Annotated in this window: 13 protein-coding genes; 3 read left to right on the forward strand and 10 right to left on the reverse strand. The window is 63.7% G+C overall.

Translation table 11 applies throughout. The features are described from left to right. The first annotated feature begins 93 nt into the window (after positions 1-93). Both FIV42_RS11275 and FIV42_RS11280 read left to right on the forward strand, forming a co-directional pair. Entirely contained in the window at positions 94-1,527 is a 1,434-nt protein-coding gene (locus FIV42_RS11275; protein WP_168210567.1) for a receptor L domain-containing protein, read from the forward strand. A 74-nt stretch (positions 1,528-1,601) separates the two neighbouring features. Then, positions 1,602-1,862 carry a hypothetical protein gene (locus FIV42_RS11280; RefSeq protein ID WP_141197786.1) on the forward strand — a complete coding sequence of 87 codons (261 nt, stop codon included), beginning with the start codon at positions 1,602-1,604 and terminating at the stop codon, positions 1,860-1,862. Positions 1,863-1,900: 38 nt separating this feature from the next. Here the strand turns inward: FIV42_RS11280 and FIV42_RS11285 are convergent, their stop codons facing one another. Then, positions 1,901-7,270: a peptidoglycan-binding domain-containing protein gene (locus tag FIV42_RS11285; protein WP_168210568.1), complete on the reverse strand. Its 5,370-nt coding sequence runs from the start codon at positions 7,268-7,270 to the stop codon at positions 1,901-1,903. Positions 7,271-7,530: 260 nt separating this feature from the next. Then, positions 7,531-10,047: an ATP-binding protein gene (locus FIV42_RS11290; protein ID WP_141197788.1), complete on the reverse strand. Its 2,517-nt coding sequence runs from the start codon at positions 10,045-10,047 to the stop codon at positions 7,531-7,533. 305 nt (positions 10,048-10,352) lie between these two features. On the opposite strand from FIV42_RS11290, the gene FIV42_RS11295 reads away from it, so the two are divergent. Continuing rightward, on the forward strand, positions 10,353-10,865 hold the full coding sequence (locus FIV42_RS11295; protein WP_141197789.1) for an FHA domain-containing protein: 513 nt from the start codon (positions 10,353-10,355) through the stop codon (positions 10,863-10,865). 78 nt (positions 10,866-10,943) lie between these two features. Here the strand turns inward: FIV42_RS11295 and FIV42_RS11300 are convergent, their stop codons facing one another. From FIV42_RS11300 to FIV42_RS11335, 8 genes are all read right to left on the reverse strand, one after another. Further along, complete coding sequence (locus tag FIV42_RS11300; protein WP_141197790.1) at positions 10,944-11,345, reverse strand: hypothetical protein; 402 nt, start codon at positions 11,343-11,345, stop codon at positions 10,944-10,946. 61 nt (positions 11,346-11,406) lie between these two features. Continuing rightward, positions 11,407-12,375, reverse strand: coding sequence for a methyl-accepting chemotaxis protein (locus FIV42_RS11305; RefSeq protein ID WP_141197791.1), 969 nt, complete (start codon positions 12,373-12,375; stop codon positions 11,407-11,409). 137 nt (positions 12,376-12,512) lie between these two features. Continuing rightward, on the reverse strand, positions 12,513-13,388 hold the full coding sequence (locus FIV42_RS11310; RefSeq protein ID WP_141197792.1) for a CheR family methyltransferase: 876 nt from the start codon (positions 13,386-13,388) through the stop codon (positions 12,513-12,515). Next, complete coding sequence (locus tag FIV42_RS11315) at positions 13,385-14,494, reverse strand: chemotaxis protein CheB (RefSeq protein WP_141197793.1); 1,110 nt, start codon at positions 14,492-14,494, stop codon at positions 13,385-13,387. The genes FIV42_RS11310 and FIV42_RS11315 overlap by 4 nt, the downstream gene beginning before the upstream one ends. Further along, on the reverse strand, positions 14,491-14,871 hold the full coding sequence (locus FIV42_RS11320) for a response regulator (protein WP_141197794.1): 381 nt from the start codon (positions 14,869-14,871) through the stop codon (positions 14,491-14,493). Before FIV42_RS11320 ends, FIV42_RS11315 begins: the two co-directional genes overlap by 4 nt. 45 nt (positions 14,872-14,916) lie before the next feature. After that, the gene (locus FIV42_RS11325) at positions 14,917-15,399 is read right to left on the reverse strand and encodes a hypothetical protein (RefSeq protein ID WP_141197795.1); all 483 of its coding nucleotides are present in this window, start codon (positions 15,397-15,399) and stop codon (positions 14,917-14,919) included. Between the two features lie 42 nt (positions 15,400-15,441). Continuing rightward, a complete protein-coding gene (locus FIV42_RS11330) occupies positions 15,442-15,801 on the reverse strand; it encodes a response regulator (RefSeq protein ID WP_141197796.1) in 360 nt (119 codons plus the stop codon). Positions 15,802-15,867: 66 nt separating this feature from the next. Beyond that, positions 15,868-16,329 carry a chemotaxis protein CheX gene (locus FIV42_RS11335; protein ID WP_141197797.1) on the reverse strand — a complete coding sequence of 154 codons (462 nt, stop codon included), beginning with the start codon at positions 16,327-16,329 and terminating at the stop codon, positions 15,868-15,870. Positions 16,330-16,361 lie beyond the last annotated feature (32 nt).

Consider the following 16,361-nt stretch of genomic DNA (forward strand, 5'->3'; position numbering starts at 1 on the left):
CCAACTCTCCTCTCGAACGCTATAGTGCGACCCATGGGGCAACTAAGCACATGGGTCGCGCTACTTCTCACCACCACACTGCTGGCGTTTTCCGTGGGGTGTAAGTCTGCGCCCAACTCGCCCCCACCCTCCACCGATAAGACCACCAAAGGCGCGACGCTCCACCCTCCAACTCGCGCAAAGTGCGTCTTTCCCGGCGGCCTCGTCTTCACCGACGATGAGCAACTCGACGAGTTTCGCCACACGAACTGCACGAGCATCGAGGGAGATCTGACGATTCGTGGTCCGAAGGTGACCCGAATCACCCCGCTACTCGAGCTCACCGACTTGCGTGGTACGTTGCGCATCGTCGACACCGAAAAGCTCGAGAACACCGACGGGCTCCAGAACCTCGAGCGAATCGATGGATCTCTCATCGTCGAGCGCAACCAGAGGCTGGTGGAACTGTCGTGGCTCGACCAACTTGAGGAACTGCAGGGTAACCTCGTCATCCAGTCCAACCCCGCCCTCGAGTCCTTGCCCAAGCTGAAGACCTACGAAGCCCCCATCGGTGGTGATCTTCGAATCACGGACAACCCGAGCCTCGCGTCGCTCACCGGGCTCGAGGCCATCTGGAGAGTCGAGGGCGACGTGGTCCTGCGTGGTCTTCCGGTCCCGAGCGTCGAGCCCATCATCCCGCTGATTCAAATCGACGGGAGCGTCACCCTGTCTGACCTGCCCAACGTGCGGGGCATCGATCTCACTTTCGGTACCATCGGAGGAGACCTCGTGTTGTCAGGTGAGATGGGATTTCTACCCGACTGCGTCATCGAGCACTGGCGCAAGGCGAACGCCCAGACGATTGTGAAGGGAACGGTCTTTGTGGATGCCCGCAACTCGACCTTCGTCATCGACGATAGCGCCGACATGCAGCATATCCGCGACTTCAGCTGTGAACGAACGCGCGGCTCCATTTACGTGGTCGGCGTCGACACCACCGACCTCAGCACGCTCGGCTCGCTGCGCCAAATCGAGGGCGATCTCGTCATTCGCAGCAACACCCACTTGGAGAGCCTCGCCGGGCTCGAGAACCTCGAGGCCGTCGGTGGAGATCTGCACATCACGCACAACCCAAACCTGTTTTCGGCCCGCCAGTTGAACAAGCTGACGCGGGTGGAGGGTGAGCTTCGCTTCGAGAAGCTACCCAAGCTCGCCGCGATCACCGGCCACGCACAACTCGAGACGGTGGGCCGAGGCTTGGTCATCGCCGAAAACGATAGCCTGACGCACCTCCAAGCCTTCCGCAGCCTCGAAACTGTGCGTGGCGACTTGCGTATCGACTCGAACTGGCGCCTGGAATCGATCGCACAACTCGACCCGAAGACGATCACCGGCGATCTGCGCATCTCACACAACCCAGTGCTCGGCAGCTTGGGCTCGCTCGGTCGCCAGACCAAGGTGCTCGGACGTGTCTCGATCTACCCTCACACGAACTTGCCCGAAGAGCAGACCCAGCGATTCGCCAAAGAGCGCTCGGAAGCCGAGTAAGCACCGCGCCCTCTCGATATCCCCTCCCCCTTCTGCTATCCTACCGGGTCCACACCGCCCAAACAGGAGGCATCATGAAGAAATTGACCGCCCTGATCGTCGCCCTTTCGTTCGTCGGCATGGCCGCGCCTGCGTTTGCCCAGAGCCAGCAAGATGAGGTTCCGACCGACTTTATCGACATCGTCGACGGGCTCGACATCGACGGGAATATCAAGGTGCCTGGCGCCGAAAGCTACGACGCACGCGACGAGGCGAAGTTCAACCCGCTATTCGACGCCAAGCGGAGCTTCATGCCGAAGATCAAGTCCAGCGCGCGGGCGAGCGCGCTGGACTAGGCTGGACTAGAATGCTCGACGAGCGAGCCCGGCGTCCGTCAGGATCCGCCCAGCGACAACTCGTCGAGCAGCTCCTCGAACAGAATCTCGCCATTGATATACTGGTGCATCGCCCGGTAGAACTTCCTGCCGTCGGGCACCACAGACGCGTTCGCCCAGACGTGAATGGTCACGATGTTGTTGCCATTATTGTCCACCAGTCGAATCTTGGGCGTATCGGTGTTGGTGGCGAGGAACTGGACCCAACCGAGCGACGCGTTGTTGATATCAGCGTAGTCCCAGTGCGGAACGTTGGTGGTGATATCGAAGATGTAGTCGCCCAGGGAGAGCTGCTCTTGGGTGAAGGTCCCGGCCTTGTGACCGCCTAGGCTGCCGATGGGCTCGATCACGTCGTACATGCCGGCGTAGTCGAGCCGATTGGTGGTCGTCACGATGCGGCACAGATGCATCAACCCCTCCCAAACATTGCGAGTGCCCTGCTCGTCGGCGTCCGCGTCGAGCGGGAAGGTCAATGCGCTCTCGAGTTGGACCTGCCGCTGCAGCGCGTCGCGAATATCCTGCACCTGAGCGGGGGTGATGCTGGAGAGCCCCTCCTCTTCGATATGGTACATTGCCTCGTCGAGGATGCGCATCGTCTCGGGCCCCACGACCCCGTCGACCATGGTAATGAAGCCGCCGGCAGCAAACTGCGACTGGAAGTTACGCACCGCCTGCGCGGTCGAGGGACCGAACTGGCCGTCTTCGGTGAGTCCGAGGTTCGGGTCGAGCACGTTGAGCGCCTTTTGGAGGATGAGCACCGGCTCCCCCACCGCTCCCTCTCCGAGAAACGCGGGGTGCCAACTGGTGCCGTGGGGCACGTTCAGGCATCGGGAGAACCGCCAGAACGCCGACACGTCAATGCCGGAGCTGAAGAAGTCGGCGCGCAGTTCGAGCGGGGGCGGGTCAGTCTGGGTGACTTGCGCAGAGCCGTCGCCGGGGGTGGTGAATTTGACCGCATCGCCCGAGCCGCTGTTGGCCTCGTAGCTGGTGAACTGCGCAGGATTTTCGGGGAGCATGTCGCGGGTCGGCGAGACGTTGATCCGGCGACCGTCGCCCTGACTTCCCCCCTGAGTTCCACCCTCGCCACCACTGTGGCCGGCACCGTCACCAAATAGGCTGCCCAAGCCGCCGCCCATGGTCCGCAAGGCGGTCTTGATGACATCCTTGCCGTCTTCCTCGGACATATTGCCCTTTTCCATCTGCTCTTCGGTGCGGTCGATGACCTTGTCGGCGTTCTTGACCATCGAGTTATGCATGGCCAACTCCTTGGCCATCTGGGCGTACTTGGTCGCCGCCTCGGTGTTCATGCGCATCGCCTCGATCGCCCCCTTTTGGTTGGCCTTCAGCGCCTTCAGGGCGTTGAGCTGATTCTGGTTGAGGCCGGCGAAGTCCCCGAACACGCCCGGCGTCGCCATCGCCTCGATCAGCGCCGACAGGCTCGCCGGGTCGGGCGCATCGGGCAGGTCTTGGAGGGCGACCAGGGCCTCGGCGAAGTCCTTGGGCTGCAGGTTGCCCGGCGCCTGATAGCGGCTGGCCAGGCTGAGCGGCTCGATCTCGGTGGGCTTGCTGCCGCAGGGGACCTCCTCGAAACGCCAGTGGCGGCTCTCGTCGATCTTCTCGCAGCTATTGCACGAGCCCATGACCGCCTCGGCGTAGACCCCGCGGGTGGGCACGCTGATGCGGAACGGGTCGAGCGGGGTCGTCGGGGCATAATGTGCCAGCAGGTCGACCGGCTCGTCGCCGTCTTGGGCGAAGCTCGGGTCCAGATGCACGCCGCGCGCCACCGGCATGACCAGGTTGTTGCCGACCACGCCAACCACACGGTTTTCGACCACCGACGCCACGCTGCGCCCGCCGGAGTTGGGCGCGATGAACCCGTCGAGCATCATGAAGCGCTTGTCTGCGTCCATCTGGTACCACAAGACCTTGTGGTAGAACTCGAGGTGGTCATTGAGGTGATTGATCAGCCGGTTGGCCTTGTCGTACAGGTCTTGGATGGGATTGAACAGCTCGCGGCTATTCAACGGCGTGCGCACCGTGGCCGAGTCGGCGCTGCCCAGGTCGTCGTTGAGGTTCCAGGCGTTGAACAGCGCCTCGTCGAGGTTGGCGGTGACGTAGCGCAGGTTTCCGCCGCGGAACGACACACGCGACCCATCAGGTAGCGGATAGTCATTCTTGACGTAAAACCAGGCCACCTCGTCGCGCGTAAACCGGCTCTGGCCGGGCAGCATGCGCAGCTTGAGGCGAAGCGACGAGCCCGGCTCGTACTCCTCCATGAAGGCGCGCAGGCGGGACTTGCGATCGGTGTTGCCGTGGGAGAACGCCTCGGCGACCACGTCGAGGTTCAGCACATGCTCGGTGCCCTCGCGGTCGACGTAGCCGAACTCGAGCGCATCGATGAACTCGGTGAGGATGTCGGGCAGAATCTCCTCGCGGAACATCTTCTCACGCGCGGCCTGCGCCAGGCCCAGAAAGTGCGAGCGCACGCCCATGGGCGTCCACGGTCCCAACAGCGGGCTGAGCGCATTCCAGCGGGCAAGCGAGAACCCGAACTCGCCGTCGCTGTCGACGTCGTCCTCGGGGCGCGCGATGACCATCGAGAACTCGAGTTCCCCGCCGATATCTTGGATCTCCTCGTCGGCCAACACCCCCGGCTGAGCGCCGGTGTTGAGGTAGCGCGCCTCGATGGTCTCCAGTGCATCGATCCCCTCGAGAAGCTCGCGGTCGTAGATGCTCCCGGCCAGCTCGCTCTTCCAGCGCAGGATCTTGTGGATGTCGAACGGCGTCATCTCCAGCGGAATGAACAAACACTCCTGGACGTCGGCCAGGCGCTGCTCGATGGCGAAGTGCCGCAGCACCTCGAAGTACTCCATGGTGATGGAGTGGCAGTGGTTGTGGTTGGCGATCACCTCGCTCTGCGCGGAGGTGCGCTCGCCCTGGTTGACCACCTGGACGACGGTGGCGCGCTGGTTTCGCACCGCCGAAGCGCCCTGCATGACGTTGTCGCGCAGCTTGTTCATCCCCTTGGCGCTGAGCTGGCGAGCGCTATTTTGCCAGGCGCTCGAGGTGCTGTTGCCGGAGGAATATTGCGCGCCGATGCCGGTCGACGAGCCGATCACGCCGCCGAATTGCATCCCCTTGACGGGCACCTTGGCACCGATTCCGCCGCCGCCCGAGTGCCCGAGGCCGAACGAAAATCCTTTCGTCTTGGTCTTCGAGCCGCCTTTGATGCGCTCGCTGAACGAGGTGTTCAGGATATCGGAGACGTCGCGGTCACGGTCCAAATAGGCACTCATGCGCTCGTCGGCCGACAAGAACTCGTCGCGAGTGGCCATGTCATGGCGGTCCCAGTCGTGGATGACGATCTGCTTTTGCTGACACGGCGCCAGCGGCAGCGAGTACAGCAGGTCGCCCATGGAGTAGCCGTCGGCGCGCCAGACTTGCTTGAAGTGCAGCACGTGGCCGTGGGCGACGGTGGTGTTGTGGTACAGCGTCGGCGTCTCGTCCCAGTCGATGGCGTGCGTTCCGTCGAGTTCGGTGCGTCCGCCCGCGCCCGACTCGAAGACCAGGCGAATATAGCCGACCAGCTCTTCGGGCGTGCGCGGGATCCGGCCGTAGTCGTCGCGGAATTGGCTGACGGCCAACCTCAAGAACTCGAGCAGCTCCAGGTCGAGTTGGTGGGCTTCGCCGTAGACCGTGGCGAAGACCGCGGCCAGTTGCCCCTTGAGATGCTGCAGCGGCGTGATGCCCTGCGGCGCGGTATAATTGCCGTAGTCGATGCTGAACAGCCACCACTCCCCCGGCCCGTCGTTCGCCGTCTGCATCAGGGTCTGACGGATGAAGTCCTCGAGCTCGTCGGGAGTATTCGGAAGACGATTGTGGCGGTTGTGGAATTCCTGGGCGGTATACGTCCAGAAGGTATAGAGCTCGTTCTCATCGGCAGGTGTGCGACCGTAGAATTCGACGAACGTATCGCGGGCCACGTCGATGCAGTAGTGCTCGAAGACCGTCTGGGGCTGCAGCGCGACGATCAACTGCTCGATGCCATCGAGGCGGGCAAACCCCGTCGAAAGCGGGCTGCCGACGAAAGGTCCGTAGCGCTCCTCCCCCTTGTCGGCCAAAAAGGTGAGCATCGAGGTCTCGAAGATCCACCACTGGTGGTCGCCCGCGTTCAGGCTCGTCCACAGGCTGGCATAACCGGGCCGGTGGCCGAAGAGCCCGGTGACGTTCTCCAGGTCGCCGTAGCTCGCCTCTTGGCGCTGCGCCAGCCGAGCGCGAAACGCCTCGGAGACCTCTGCCTGGGTGGCGTTTCCGGGGTCGGAGGTCGCCGGAACCACCGGGCTGAGTGTGGGCGGCTTCTGCCAGGGAACCCGCCGAATCTCCGGCTCGGTGGTGCGTACGACCGCATAGTAGTCGAACTCCTCCAGGCTGCGGTTGGGAGTGGTGAAGCTCACGCACGTCCCCCCGAGATCGTCGGAGTAGACCGGCGAGTGCACCAAGTCGGCGGCGTCGGGGTCGGTGGGGGTGGCGGTGTTGCAGGCGCAGTCGTCGTCGACAACCTCGACGCCCTCGAAGACCAGCGTCTGCTGAGGGTTCGCCTGAGCGTTTGCCACAAGAGCCAAGTCGGCGGTCGGCCCCGCGGCGCCGCCGATGCGCGCATATGCCCGCTCGATCGCGCCGGCGGGCATCTGAAACGAGAAATAGCCCGAGGCGTCCGTGGTCGGCGAGGCGATCACCTGAGGGACGACGGTGTCCACGTCGGTCTGGAAGGCCACGTGGATGAAGAGCTGGCGGTTCTTCAGCGCGCTGCCATCCTCGAAGCGATAAGCGCGGCCGCGCACCTTGTAGGGCTCGGGGTTGGCCACGCTGGGCAGCGAGACCGGCTGGTGAGGGGCGGCGACGATAGTCATCTCGGCCGAGTCGTCGGCGGCGGCCGACGCCGCGCTCGAGAACAACGCATTGTAGCTGTAATCGCGGCGCACCAATACGCCGCCGACCGGCGACTTGAGCGTCAACCGGATCGGTCCATCGACGCTGTCGGACGGAGGGAGCGAAAAGTCAAAACGGCCATCGTCGTCCACCGATACCGTGGTCTTGCGCGCAACCATCGACTCACGCAGCGTTGCCGTCTCTTCGACTCTCGTCGAGCGGGGCTGCTCGAGCGCCCGGCGCATCTCGGCAGGAAGCTTGGCGTAGCGCTCCCGGTCCGACGCCTCGAGGGCGGCGAGTTGTGCCTCGACCTGCCCGGAGGCTGGCGACTCGGCCGACTCTTCGACGGCAGCCTCGACCGTGTCGGCCCCCCCGCTTTCCAGCTGTGCTGCCTTGGCGGGTTGAGCCGCAGAGGCGACGGTGCTCGTCTGACACGACACCACGACTTCTGAGTACTCGACAATCAGCCGATGACCAGCGTAATTGACCCGGGAGTCCGCTGATTCCGAAACGAAGCGACCGTTGACATTTCTTTGCATTTCAATGCCCCCCGAGAACCGCCGCCTTCCGGGGCGACACTCTCATTCTGGAAGAAAAATAAGACTACATTCACTCGATAATGAGCTGGTAGCCTAGGGAGGCACAATCCCGGTCGTCTATGAGTAATTCGTCTAGCCCTTGCTCTTCTGGAACAACACCGTCAGGAAAGCTCGGAGGCCTCGGACAGCCCCGCCAAGGTGTCGGTGACCAGGCGTCTGAACACCATCGCTTCCTCGCGAAGCAGCAGGATCAAGGCGTGCAGGCGGTCGTCCGACACGTCGCCGACGCTCTCTTCGACCTGGGAGGCGGCCTCGGCGATGGAGAGCGCGCCGGCGTTGGAGGCCGCGCCGCGCAACTGGTGGGTATATCGGCGGAGCTCGTCGAAGTTCTGGCGTACCGCCGCCCGATTGAGGGCCGGGAGGACCTCGGACAAGGTGGTCAAAAAGGACTGGACCACCTCGGCGATGAACGAGTCGTCGTCGCCCAATTGGGCGCGGAGGTGGGCGTGGTCGAAGACCTGCGGAAGCTTGGTCGTCAGCGACGCCTCCGCGCCGAGTCCCGCCGTTTGGCCCTCGTCGGCGCGCTCTTCACTCCAGTGGTGGACCGCCTTGAGCAGCGCCTGACGGCGCACGGGCTTGGAGAGCAAATCGTCCATGCCGGCGTCCAGACATTTCGAGCGCAGCCCGTCGACCACGCTGGCGGTCAGCGCCACCACAGGCGTGTGCCGGCGCGCGCCGACAGCCCCTTCCCACTCGCGGATGCGCCGCGTGGCGCCGTAGCCGTCGAGGTTGGGCATCTGACAATCCATGAGGACCAGGTCGTAGTTCTGCTCTTTGAACTTCTCGACGGCCTGCAGCCCGTCCTGGGCGACCTCGACCTCGCAGCCGTCCTTCTCGAGCATCTTGCGCACCACCAACACGTTGACCCGGTCGTCGTCGACCAGCAACACCTTGCGCGCGCCGCTCAGCGGTGTCCAGTGGATGGGGCACTCCTCCTCGGAGCGATTGCATCCGTTGCACATACTCGGCTTGTTCAATTCGGCCGGGGGCACGCCGCCGGGTAGCTCGACCTCGAACCAAAACGTCGCCCCCTCGCCGCGCGCACTCTGCACGCCGATGGTGCCTTCCATCAACTCGACCAGCTGCTTGCAGATGGCCAGCCCCAGGCCGGTGCCCTGGTAGAAGCGGCGCTGGTGGTCGACCCGAGCGAACGCCTCGAACAGATGCTCTTGGTCCGCCGCGGAGATGCCGATGCCGGTGTCGGCGACCTCGAAGCGAATCTTGTGGCGTTTCTGGCCCACCGCCCGCACGCGAACACGCAGGCACACTCGGCCCTGATGGGTGAACTTGACGGCGTTGCCCACCAAGTTGAGCAAGACCTGGCGCAGCCGGCGCGCATCGCCGACAAACCAACGCGGCGCCCCGTCGTCGTAGTCGACTTCCAGATCCACCCCCTTGCTGGCGGCGGGCTCGGCCATGATCACGGCGGTGCTCTCGCACAGCTCCTCGAGGTTCAGTTGGTCGCACTCCAACCGCGTGCGAGCGGCCTCGTTGCGCGAGAAATCGAGCACGTCCTCGGCCACCCCGAGCAACACGTCGGCCGACGCCCGAATCAAGTCGAGGTACTCTTGTTGCTGCGCCGACAGGTCGGTCTGGGCCAACAATTCGGTCACGCCCAGCACCGCGTTAATGGGCGTGCGCACCTCATGGCTGACGTGGGCGACGAAGCGGCTGCGCGCCTGGGTGGTCGCCTCGGCCTTCTCCTTGGCCTCTTGCAGGTACTTCTCGTGGCGCTTCTGCTCGGTGATATCGCGCACCACGATCGTCAGCCCGTCGATGCCACCGTCGCGATCCAACCGCGGCGAAACCGTGGCCTGCAGCGCACGCCAGCCTTTGTCGTCGTCGAGCGTGTAGTCGAAACACTCGATCTGGCCGGTCGCCTCGACGCGGTCGAGCGCGCGTTGGTACAGCGGCAACACCTCATCCGGCGCCCCCAAATCCTCGAGATGCTTGCCCACGAACTCGTGCGGGTTGACCGTCAACGGCGGCCCCTGGGGCGGATAGTGACAGTCGATGATGCGCCGGTTTCGGTCGACCACCACGACCAGATCGCTCAGCGAGGCGAGCACCGAGCGCAGCCGCTCCTCGCTGTCGTGAAGCAGGGAGTTCAGGTTCTGGGTGTGGGGCAAATGCTCGATGAGCGTCTCGAGACGTGAACTCGTCAGCCGACATTCTCTGGCTCGCTCGGCGCCCTCGGTCACATCGCGCATCACCCCGTGCCATATCCACTGGTCGTCGCCGAGCGCTTCGATGGCCGCCGACGAGTGGATCCAGCGGATCCCACGCGACGGGTCGGGGTGGATATACCGATAGGTGTAGTCGAACGGCTTGCCGCTGACCGTCGACCACTCGACCGTCTCCCACAACCCCTCGAGATCGTCTTCGACGACGTGACGCTCGAACCACTCCGGGCTCATCTCCCGCGCGATCTGGTCGACGTCGTAGCCCAGCAACGCTTCGGCGCCGGGGCTCAAAAAGGGCACGTCGAAGTTGCGCGCCGCGTCCATTTGCAGTTGATACAGCGCGGCCGGGATCTGCCGAGACAGCTTTTCGAGATTGACACGATCGGAGGAGACGTCCGAGCAGGGCGAGTCGCCCTGTTGAGTTGATTCAGTCATGTGGTGCTAAGTCAGGTACCGCTCGTCATCACCGAGGCCCGAGCCGGCGGAGATGAACACCTGTGGGAGGCAAAAAGGCCGTTTCGCTGTCTCGTTGAAGACAGTTCGCTATAAAAATACAGAAAAAACAGGTGCATTCAATACTGTCGCTTGTGCTTCGCCCGCCCCATTTCGGGGTGGCGGACATGGCCGCACCACGATACAACTAGGTGCCGCTCGAGCGCACAGCGGGTGCAACTATTGAGATGCACCTGCCGCTCCTTCTGTAACATCGAAGTCCCCTTCTAGCCGCGACCTCCTCTGCTTTGACGCTGCGAAATTTCTCCGACTATATCGCCGAGTGGGGACGCCTCGGCGCCGACGAGTTCCGAATCCGCTATCAGCGCCCGGCGCTGCTGGGGCTTTGCGTCGTCGGCGAGCTCGAGGAAGAAGGCGAGCGCGGCGAAGCGCGCACGTTCATGGCCGCCCTGCAGGAAGAAGACGATCCCGCCAGCCTGCGCGGGCGCATCTGGTTGTTCTACGAGCGGTTCTACGCCCAAACCGAGGCGGTGCGGCTGGGACGCTCGGCCGACAACGACATCGTCGTGCCCGACTACGCCATCTCGACGACCCACTGCGAGTTCCACATCCAAGAAGGCGGCCTGGTCGTCGTCGATCTGGCCTCGCACAACGGCACCTACGTCAACGACTACCGCCTCACTCCTCACAGCCCGTTCATCGTCGACGATCAAGACGAGCTGATCTTGGGGCGCTACAAGTTCGAGTACTTGGCCGCCGCGACCTTTGCCGAGCGCGTCGAGAAGATGGCCTCCCTCTGACGCCAAAAAAGGCCGATCCGTAACGGACCGGCCCTCTCTACAGCCAACGCGAAACTCGGGGTGAGGTCCCTCGTCTGCTCAGCCGTAGAACTTGTCGAGCGCTGCCTTCTCGTCGGCGCTCAGCACCTCTCCGAGAAAGTCGCTCACTTCTTTGGGCGTCTTGAACGCTTTGCGCGCATCACTGTTGGCCTGCTCGAGCAGTCGGCCCACCTGCATGCCGCTCATCACGCTGTTACTGATCAGGTGCCCCGAACGCTCCAGGTGGGGGTTGTCCGATTTCATCAAGCCCACGAGGGCCTCGCCCACGTCGGGCGGCACGATCTCGAGTTGGCGAAGGTCGCCGGCGATGACGACCTTTTGGCCGAGCTTGACGATGGTCTGCTTGAGTTCCTGCTGGAACGCCGTCACTTCGTCGATGGTGATCGGCGAGGCGAGGGTCACGGTGATCAGGCGTCCAACGGTGTTATTGAGCGTAATCATGAATCGGTCCGTCTGGGTTGTGGCTCGTGTCTACTGCGGTTGCGTGCTCGAAATCGCCAGATTAACGGCGGTACTTGTCGACCAAATCGGCCAGTTCGCCGGCCAGTTGTGACAAAAACATCGATGCGTTGTTGGTGTTGTTGGCCAACGTACTCGTCTCGGAGGTGCGCTCGGAGACCTCGGTGACCTTTTCGGTGATGCCCTGGCTGCCGTCGGCGGCCGTGGCGATGCTTCGGCTGATCTCGTTGGTGGTGGCCGTCTGCTCCTCGACCGCCGAGGCGATGGCGCTCTGCAGGTCGTTGATCTGGCCGATGATCTCGGTGATCTGGTCGATGGCTTTGACGGCGTCGTCGGTATTCTCCTGGATGGTCGCGATCTTGGCGCCGATATCGTCGGTCGCCGCGGCGGTCTCCTTGGCCAGCTCTTTGACCTCGTTGGCCACGACCGCAAAGCCCTTGCCCGCCTCGCCGGCCCGGGCGGCCTCGATGGTGGCGTTGAGCGCCAGCAGGTTGGTCTGCTCGGCGATGGAGGTGATCACCTTGATGACCTTGCCGATCTCGCGACTGCTGTGTCCCAGGCGCTCCATGGTGGTGTTGGTCGATTGAGCCACGTCCACCGCGTCTTGGCCGACCGTGGCGGCGTTGCTGGCGCTGCGCGCGATCTCCTGGATGCTGGCGGTCATCTGCTCGGCGCCGCTGGCCGCCGCCATGATGTTGGTGCCCAGGTCGCTGGTCAGCTGGTGGGCCTGCTTGGCCTGCTCGTCGGTCTTGGCCGAGCTTCCGTCCATCTCGGTGCTGATGCGCTGCAACTCCCCGCACGCTTCGGCCACGCCTCGAGAAGCCTGGGCCATCTCGGCAAAGTCGTCGCGCAACACTGAGAAGAACTCGTTGAGGGCGTCGGCGATCTGAGCGTAGTCATCCTCGCCTTCGCAGTCGAAGTGCACGGACAGGTCCCCCGCCGTGGCGGCCGACAACCCCTCCAGGATAACCGCCAGGCGCGGATCTTCCGTTTGAATCGGTGCGGTGCTCATGGTCTTTATCTCAATCCTTGAATGTTTGCGTGATGGCCCAGTGAGACTTACCTCACTACTCGTCGCTCAGTTGCTACATCGACACGTTTCGGGACTCTTTTAATCAACAATTCGCAGGCCTTGGCCCCTCTCCAAACTCATTTGAACGCCGTCACTGCCGCAGCACGGCGCGAGGCCGACTGACTGGGCCGTTGGGGCCGATAGACCACCGTGGGTCCGAACTTCTCGACGCGCCACGCCCCGTCGACCTTGATGGCCGTCTCGCAGCCGCCCAGCATCAGGTAGCCGTCCTCGCGTAGCAGTTGATGGGCGCGGCGCATGATCGCCTCGCGGGTGGCGTCGTCGAAGTAGATGAGCACGTTGCGCAGCAAGATGACGTCCATCTTGGGCAAGTAGGGCCACGGCTTGGCCAGGTTGATCTGGCGAAACTCGACCATGCGCTTGAACGCGTCGTCGATCTCCCACTTGGCCCCGCGGCGGTGGAAATACTTGATCAGAAGCTGGGCGGGCAGTCCCCGGTTGACCTCGACCTGGTTGAACGTGCCCTGGCGAGCCTGCTCGAGCACGGCGGTGTCGATGTCGCTGCCCAACAGGTTGAGCTTCCAGCCGCGACACAGGTCGGGGAAGTGGCGGCGGATCTCCATGGCGACCGTGTACAGCTCCTGGCCGCTCGAGCAGGCCGCCGACCAGATGTCGAGGCGGCGCGACTCGGCGTTACGCGTGATCAACTCCGGGATGATGTACTTGCGCAAGGTCTCGAACGGATGACGATCGCGGAAGAACAGCGTCTCGTTGGTCGTCATCGCCTCGACCACCTGCCGGCCCAACTCCGAATACGGGTTGGCCCGAAGCTTGGCGACCAGGTCGGCCATCGAGCCCAGCTCCTGCTTGCGCACCACCGGCAGCAGGCGCGCTTGAATCAGATAATCTTTGTCCTCGTCGACGACCAGCGCGGCTTGCTCGTGCAGGAAACGTGCGAGGAACTTGAGGTCATGGCGTTGTAGTTGAGTCATCGACTCGACTCCTCGCTGACTGGCTTTGTAAGGATTTTTTGGCGGCTCGATTGGACCCGACACACAATCGTCGAGGCGATCAAATCGAGCGGAATGATCTCGTCGGCCAACCCTGCGCGAGCGACCGACCCGGGCATCCCCCAGACGACCGAAGACTCTTCATCCTGAACGAGAACGTGTCCTCCTTTGGCGCGGATAGCTTCACAGCCCTCCAACCCGTCGCAGCCCATGCCGGTCATGACGACCGCCAACAGGTGCGAGCCGTAGATGTCGGCGGCCGACTTGAAGAGCACGTCGACCGAGGGACGCGAGCTGTGAACGGGTGGATCTTGATTGAGATCGATGAGCACGCTGGTCGACTCGCGACGCAGCGTCATGTGGTAGTCGCCGGGCGCGATCCAGCAGTGCGACGGGCGCACCGGCGTCTGGGTCGTCGCCTCGATGACGGGAACCTGTCCCTGCTGGCTGAGCCTGATGGCCAACTGCGAGGTGAACTGCGCCGGCATATGCTGGACGACGAAAATCGGCGGCAGCCCCGGGGGCAATTGCGGCAACACCTCCGCCAGCGCGGGCGGGCCGCCGGTCGAGATCCCAATGACGATCGCGTCGATCGGCCCCCCTTTGACCAGGGTGGGCGGGCGGCGCGCGAACTCGGACGCGCCGGGTTGCGCGGCGCTCACAGGCTCGGAGTCTTCCTCCAACGCCTCGGCCACGCTCGGCAGGCTCAACGGCTTGACCTTGCGGGTGGTCGCCTGCTCGTCGAACGGCGGGTGCAGACGCTTGGTGATGCGTCGCTCGAAGCCTTCGTTGACCGGCGTCTGCTGCGGATGGAACGGGTTGATGCTCGGCATGCGCAGCATCACCGGAATGCCGGGCGACTCGGCGCGTAGCTCACTGATCAATTCGCGCACCACGTCCCCGGCCAGATTGCCCTGGATGACCACCAAATCGGGCTGGAGCTGCTCGAGCTTGCGCACGGCCAACGGCCCGGCAGGCACCGTCGCCCCCACCTCGATATGAGGCTCTTCGTGCTCGAGGCTAGCGGCCAACTCCTGGCGAAGCTGGGCCGATTCGGCCACGACCAGAGCAATCTTGGGGTCGCTCATTCCAGCACTCCAGCCGTCTGGAGCTTGGCGGTCAACCCGTCGTCGGTAAAGGGCTTGATGACGTACTCGTTGGCCCCCGATTCCAACGCCTCGCTGATGCGCTCCACGTCGGTCTCGCTGGTGACCATCACCAGCGGCACAGTGTCCCAGTGGGGCTTGCCGCGCACCGCGCGCACAAAGTCGATGCCGTTCATCCGCGGCATATTCCAGTCGACCAGCGCCCCGTCGATGGGGCCGATCTGGTCGAGCTGGTCGAGGGCGTCTTGGCCATCGCAGGCCTCGACCACCTCGCAGTCGAGCTTGCGTAAACTCCGGGCGATCAACATGCGCATGGCGCGCGAGTCGTCGATCACCAAGATTCGTTTCGAACTGCTCATCTCGTTTCTCCTCGGGGTTGACGTCCCCATGACTTCTCGAGCCGATCAACTCATGATCACCATCATCTCGCCGCTGCCGTAGTCCTCGATGTCCACCGTCAACGACAGCCTGCCGGGAGCCTTCTGCAAAAACATCGGGATCGGCTGGGGCGGCGCCTTGGTGCTGGTGTCGTACATCTCGTGCAGCTTGACCGAGCTGGTGTAGTTCTCCTGGAAGAGCTGCGAGCAGATATTCAAGATCTCGTGCAAGTTCTCGAACATCATCTCGGGCACGATCCCCTTTTTCTGATTCTCCTGGGCCGTCCCCGCCGGCATCATCGTCAACGCCGCACCGGCGTAGTTGACGATCGCCGAGTCGCACACCAGCGCCGCGCGCAGCGTCCCCTCTTCGGTCACGTAAATCGCCACCGCGTGTGGCCGGGTGCCGCTGTTTTGCGTCGACGGCTCGGCCACCACTTCGCAGCCCAGCAAGCTACCCACCAGTTCGGCGAGCTTGGGGCCGGCTTGATCAATCGTAGAAGCATCCATTGGCGCGTCGTCCTCCCGTGGACGCCGCGACGCCCCTCATGCTCAGCCCAACAGGCCGAACACGTCGTTGAAGGCATCGACGGTGAAGGGTTTGGTGACAAACGACTGGGCGCCGTTGGCGAAGGCTCGCTCGCGCAGCTCGTCCGAGATCTCGGAGGTCACGAACACAAACGGGGTCTGGTCGCCGCCCCCGCGAAGCTTCTGCAAAAAGTCGATGCCGTTCATCTCCGGCATATTCCAGTCGCAAAAGATCAGGTCGGGCGCCCAGTCGCCCACTTTGGCCAGCCCTTCGTTGCCGTCGGCGGCCTCTTCGATCTCGGCGATCTCCACGCCGGTCTGGCGCAGGGTACGTTTGACGAGCATGCGCATGGCGCGGCTATCGTCGACAATCAGGATCTTCATCGTCTCAACTCCTCTTCGTGGGGGCGGGCAGCGCCCGGGTTTTTGGACTCACTCGTTGGGCGACCTTCAGGCGTCGCTGGGGCGGTCCATCAAGGAAAAACGGATGGCCAAGCCATCGCTGACATAGGTCTGGCACAGCGCCACTTGGGTGCCGGGCAGGTCGAGCTTGAACTCGCGTCCCTCGACCACCGTGGGCAGCGACAGCTGCGAGCCGCTGGGGAACAGCCCTTTGACGTTGCCACCGAGCATATTGGCCACCTCACCCAGGGCATCGTGGACCTCGTCGTCGGCCAGCTCGTCGGCCTCCAGGCCGAACAGCGCCCCGGCCAGCCGCGAGGCCATGCGCGAGGGGCACTCGACGACCACCGAGCCGTCCTCTTCTCCGGTCACGTGGACCACGGCGGTGATCATCATTTCGCTGGCGTGCTCGGCGAGCGCGTCGTGGCTGGCCGCTTCGAGCTCGGGTTGCGCGAAGATGCTCCAGATGCTGCGGATCAGTTCTTCAAAATCGGCGTCGGTTAGCTGCATGGGCTCTTCTCCAGGGAGCGTAAGTAGGTCGC

Source organism: Persicimonas caeni (genome assembly GCF_006517175.1).
In the GTDB taxonomy this organism is placed as follows: Bacteria; Myxococcota_A; Bradymonadia; order Bradymonadales; family Bradymonadaceae; genus Persicimonas; species Persicimonas caeni.

Bases quoted from the DNA above. Each gene is read 5' to 3' on its own strand.
- FIV42_RS11300 (WP_141197790.1), bottom strand. From the start codon at position 11,345: ATGATTACGCTCAATAACACCGTTGGACGCCTGATCACCGTGACCCTC.
- FIV42_RS11290 (WP_141197788.1), bottom strand. From the start codon at position 10,047: ATGACTGAATCAACTCAACAGGGCGACTCGCCCTGCTCGGACGTCTCC.
- FIV42_RS11315 (WP_141197793.1), bottom strand. From the start codon at position 14,494: ATGAGCGACCCCAAGATTGCTCTGGTCGTGGCCGAATCGGCCCAGCTT.
- FIV42_RS11330 (WP_141197796.1), bottom strand. From the start codon at position 15,801: ATGAAGATCCTGATTGTCGACGATAGCCGCGCCATGCGCATGCTCGTC.
- FIV42_RS11335 (WP_141197797.1), bottom strand. From the start codon at position 16,329: ATGCAGCTAACCGACGCCGATTTTGAAGAACTGATCCGCAGCATCTGG.
- FIV42_RS11280 (WP_141197786.1), top strand. From the start codon at position 1,602: ATGAAGAAATTGACCGCCCTGATCGTCGCCCTTTCGTTCGTCGGCATG.
- FIV42_RS11305 (WP_141197791.1), bottom strand. From the start codon at position 12,375: ATGAGCACCGCACCGATTCAAACGGAAGATCCGCGCCTGGCGGTTATC.
- FIV42_RS11325 (WP_141197795.1), bottom strand. From the start codon at position 15,399: ATGGATGCTTCTACGATTGATCAAGCCGGCCCCAAGCTCGCCGAACTG.
- FIV42_RS11320 (WP_141197794.1), bottom strand. From the start codon at position 14,871: ATGAGCAGTTCGAAACGAATCTTGGTGATCGACGACTCGCGCGCCATG.
- FIV42_RS11310 (WP_141197792.1), bottom strand. From the start codon at position 13,388: ATGACTCAACTACAACGCCATGACCTCAAGTTCCTCGCACGTTTCCTG.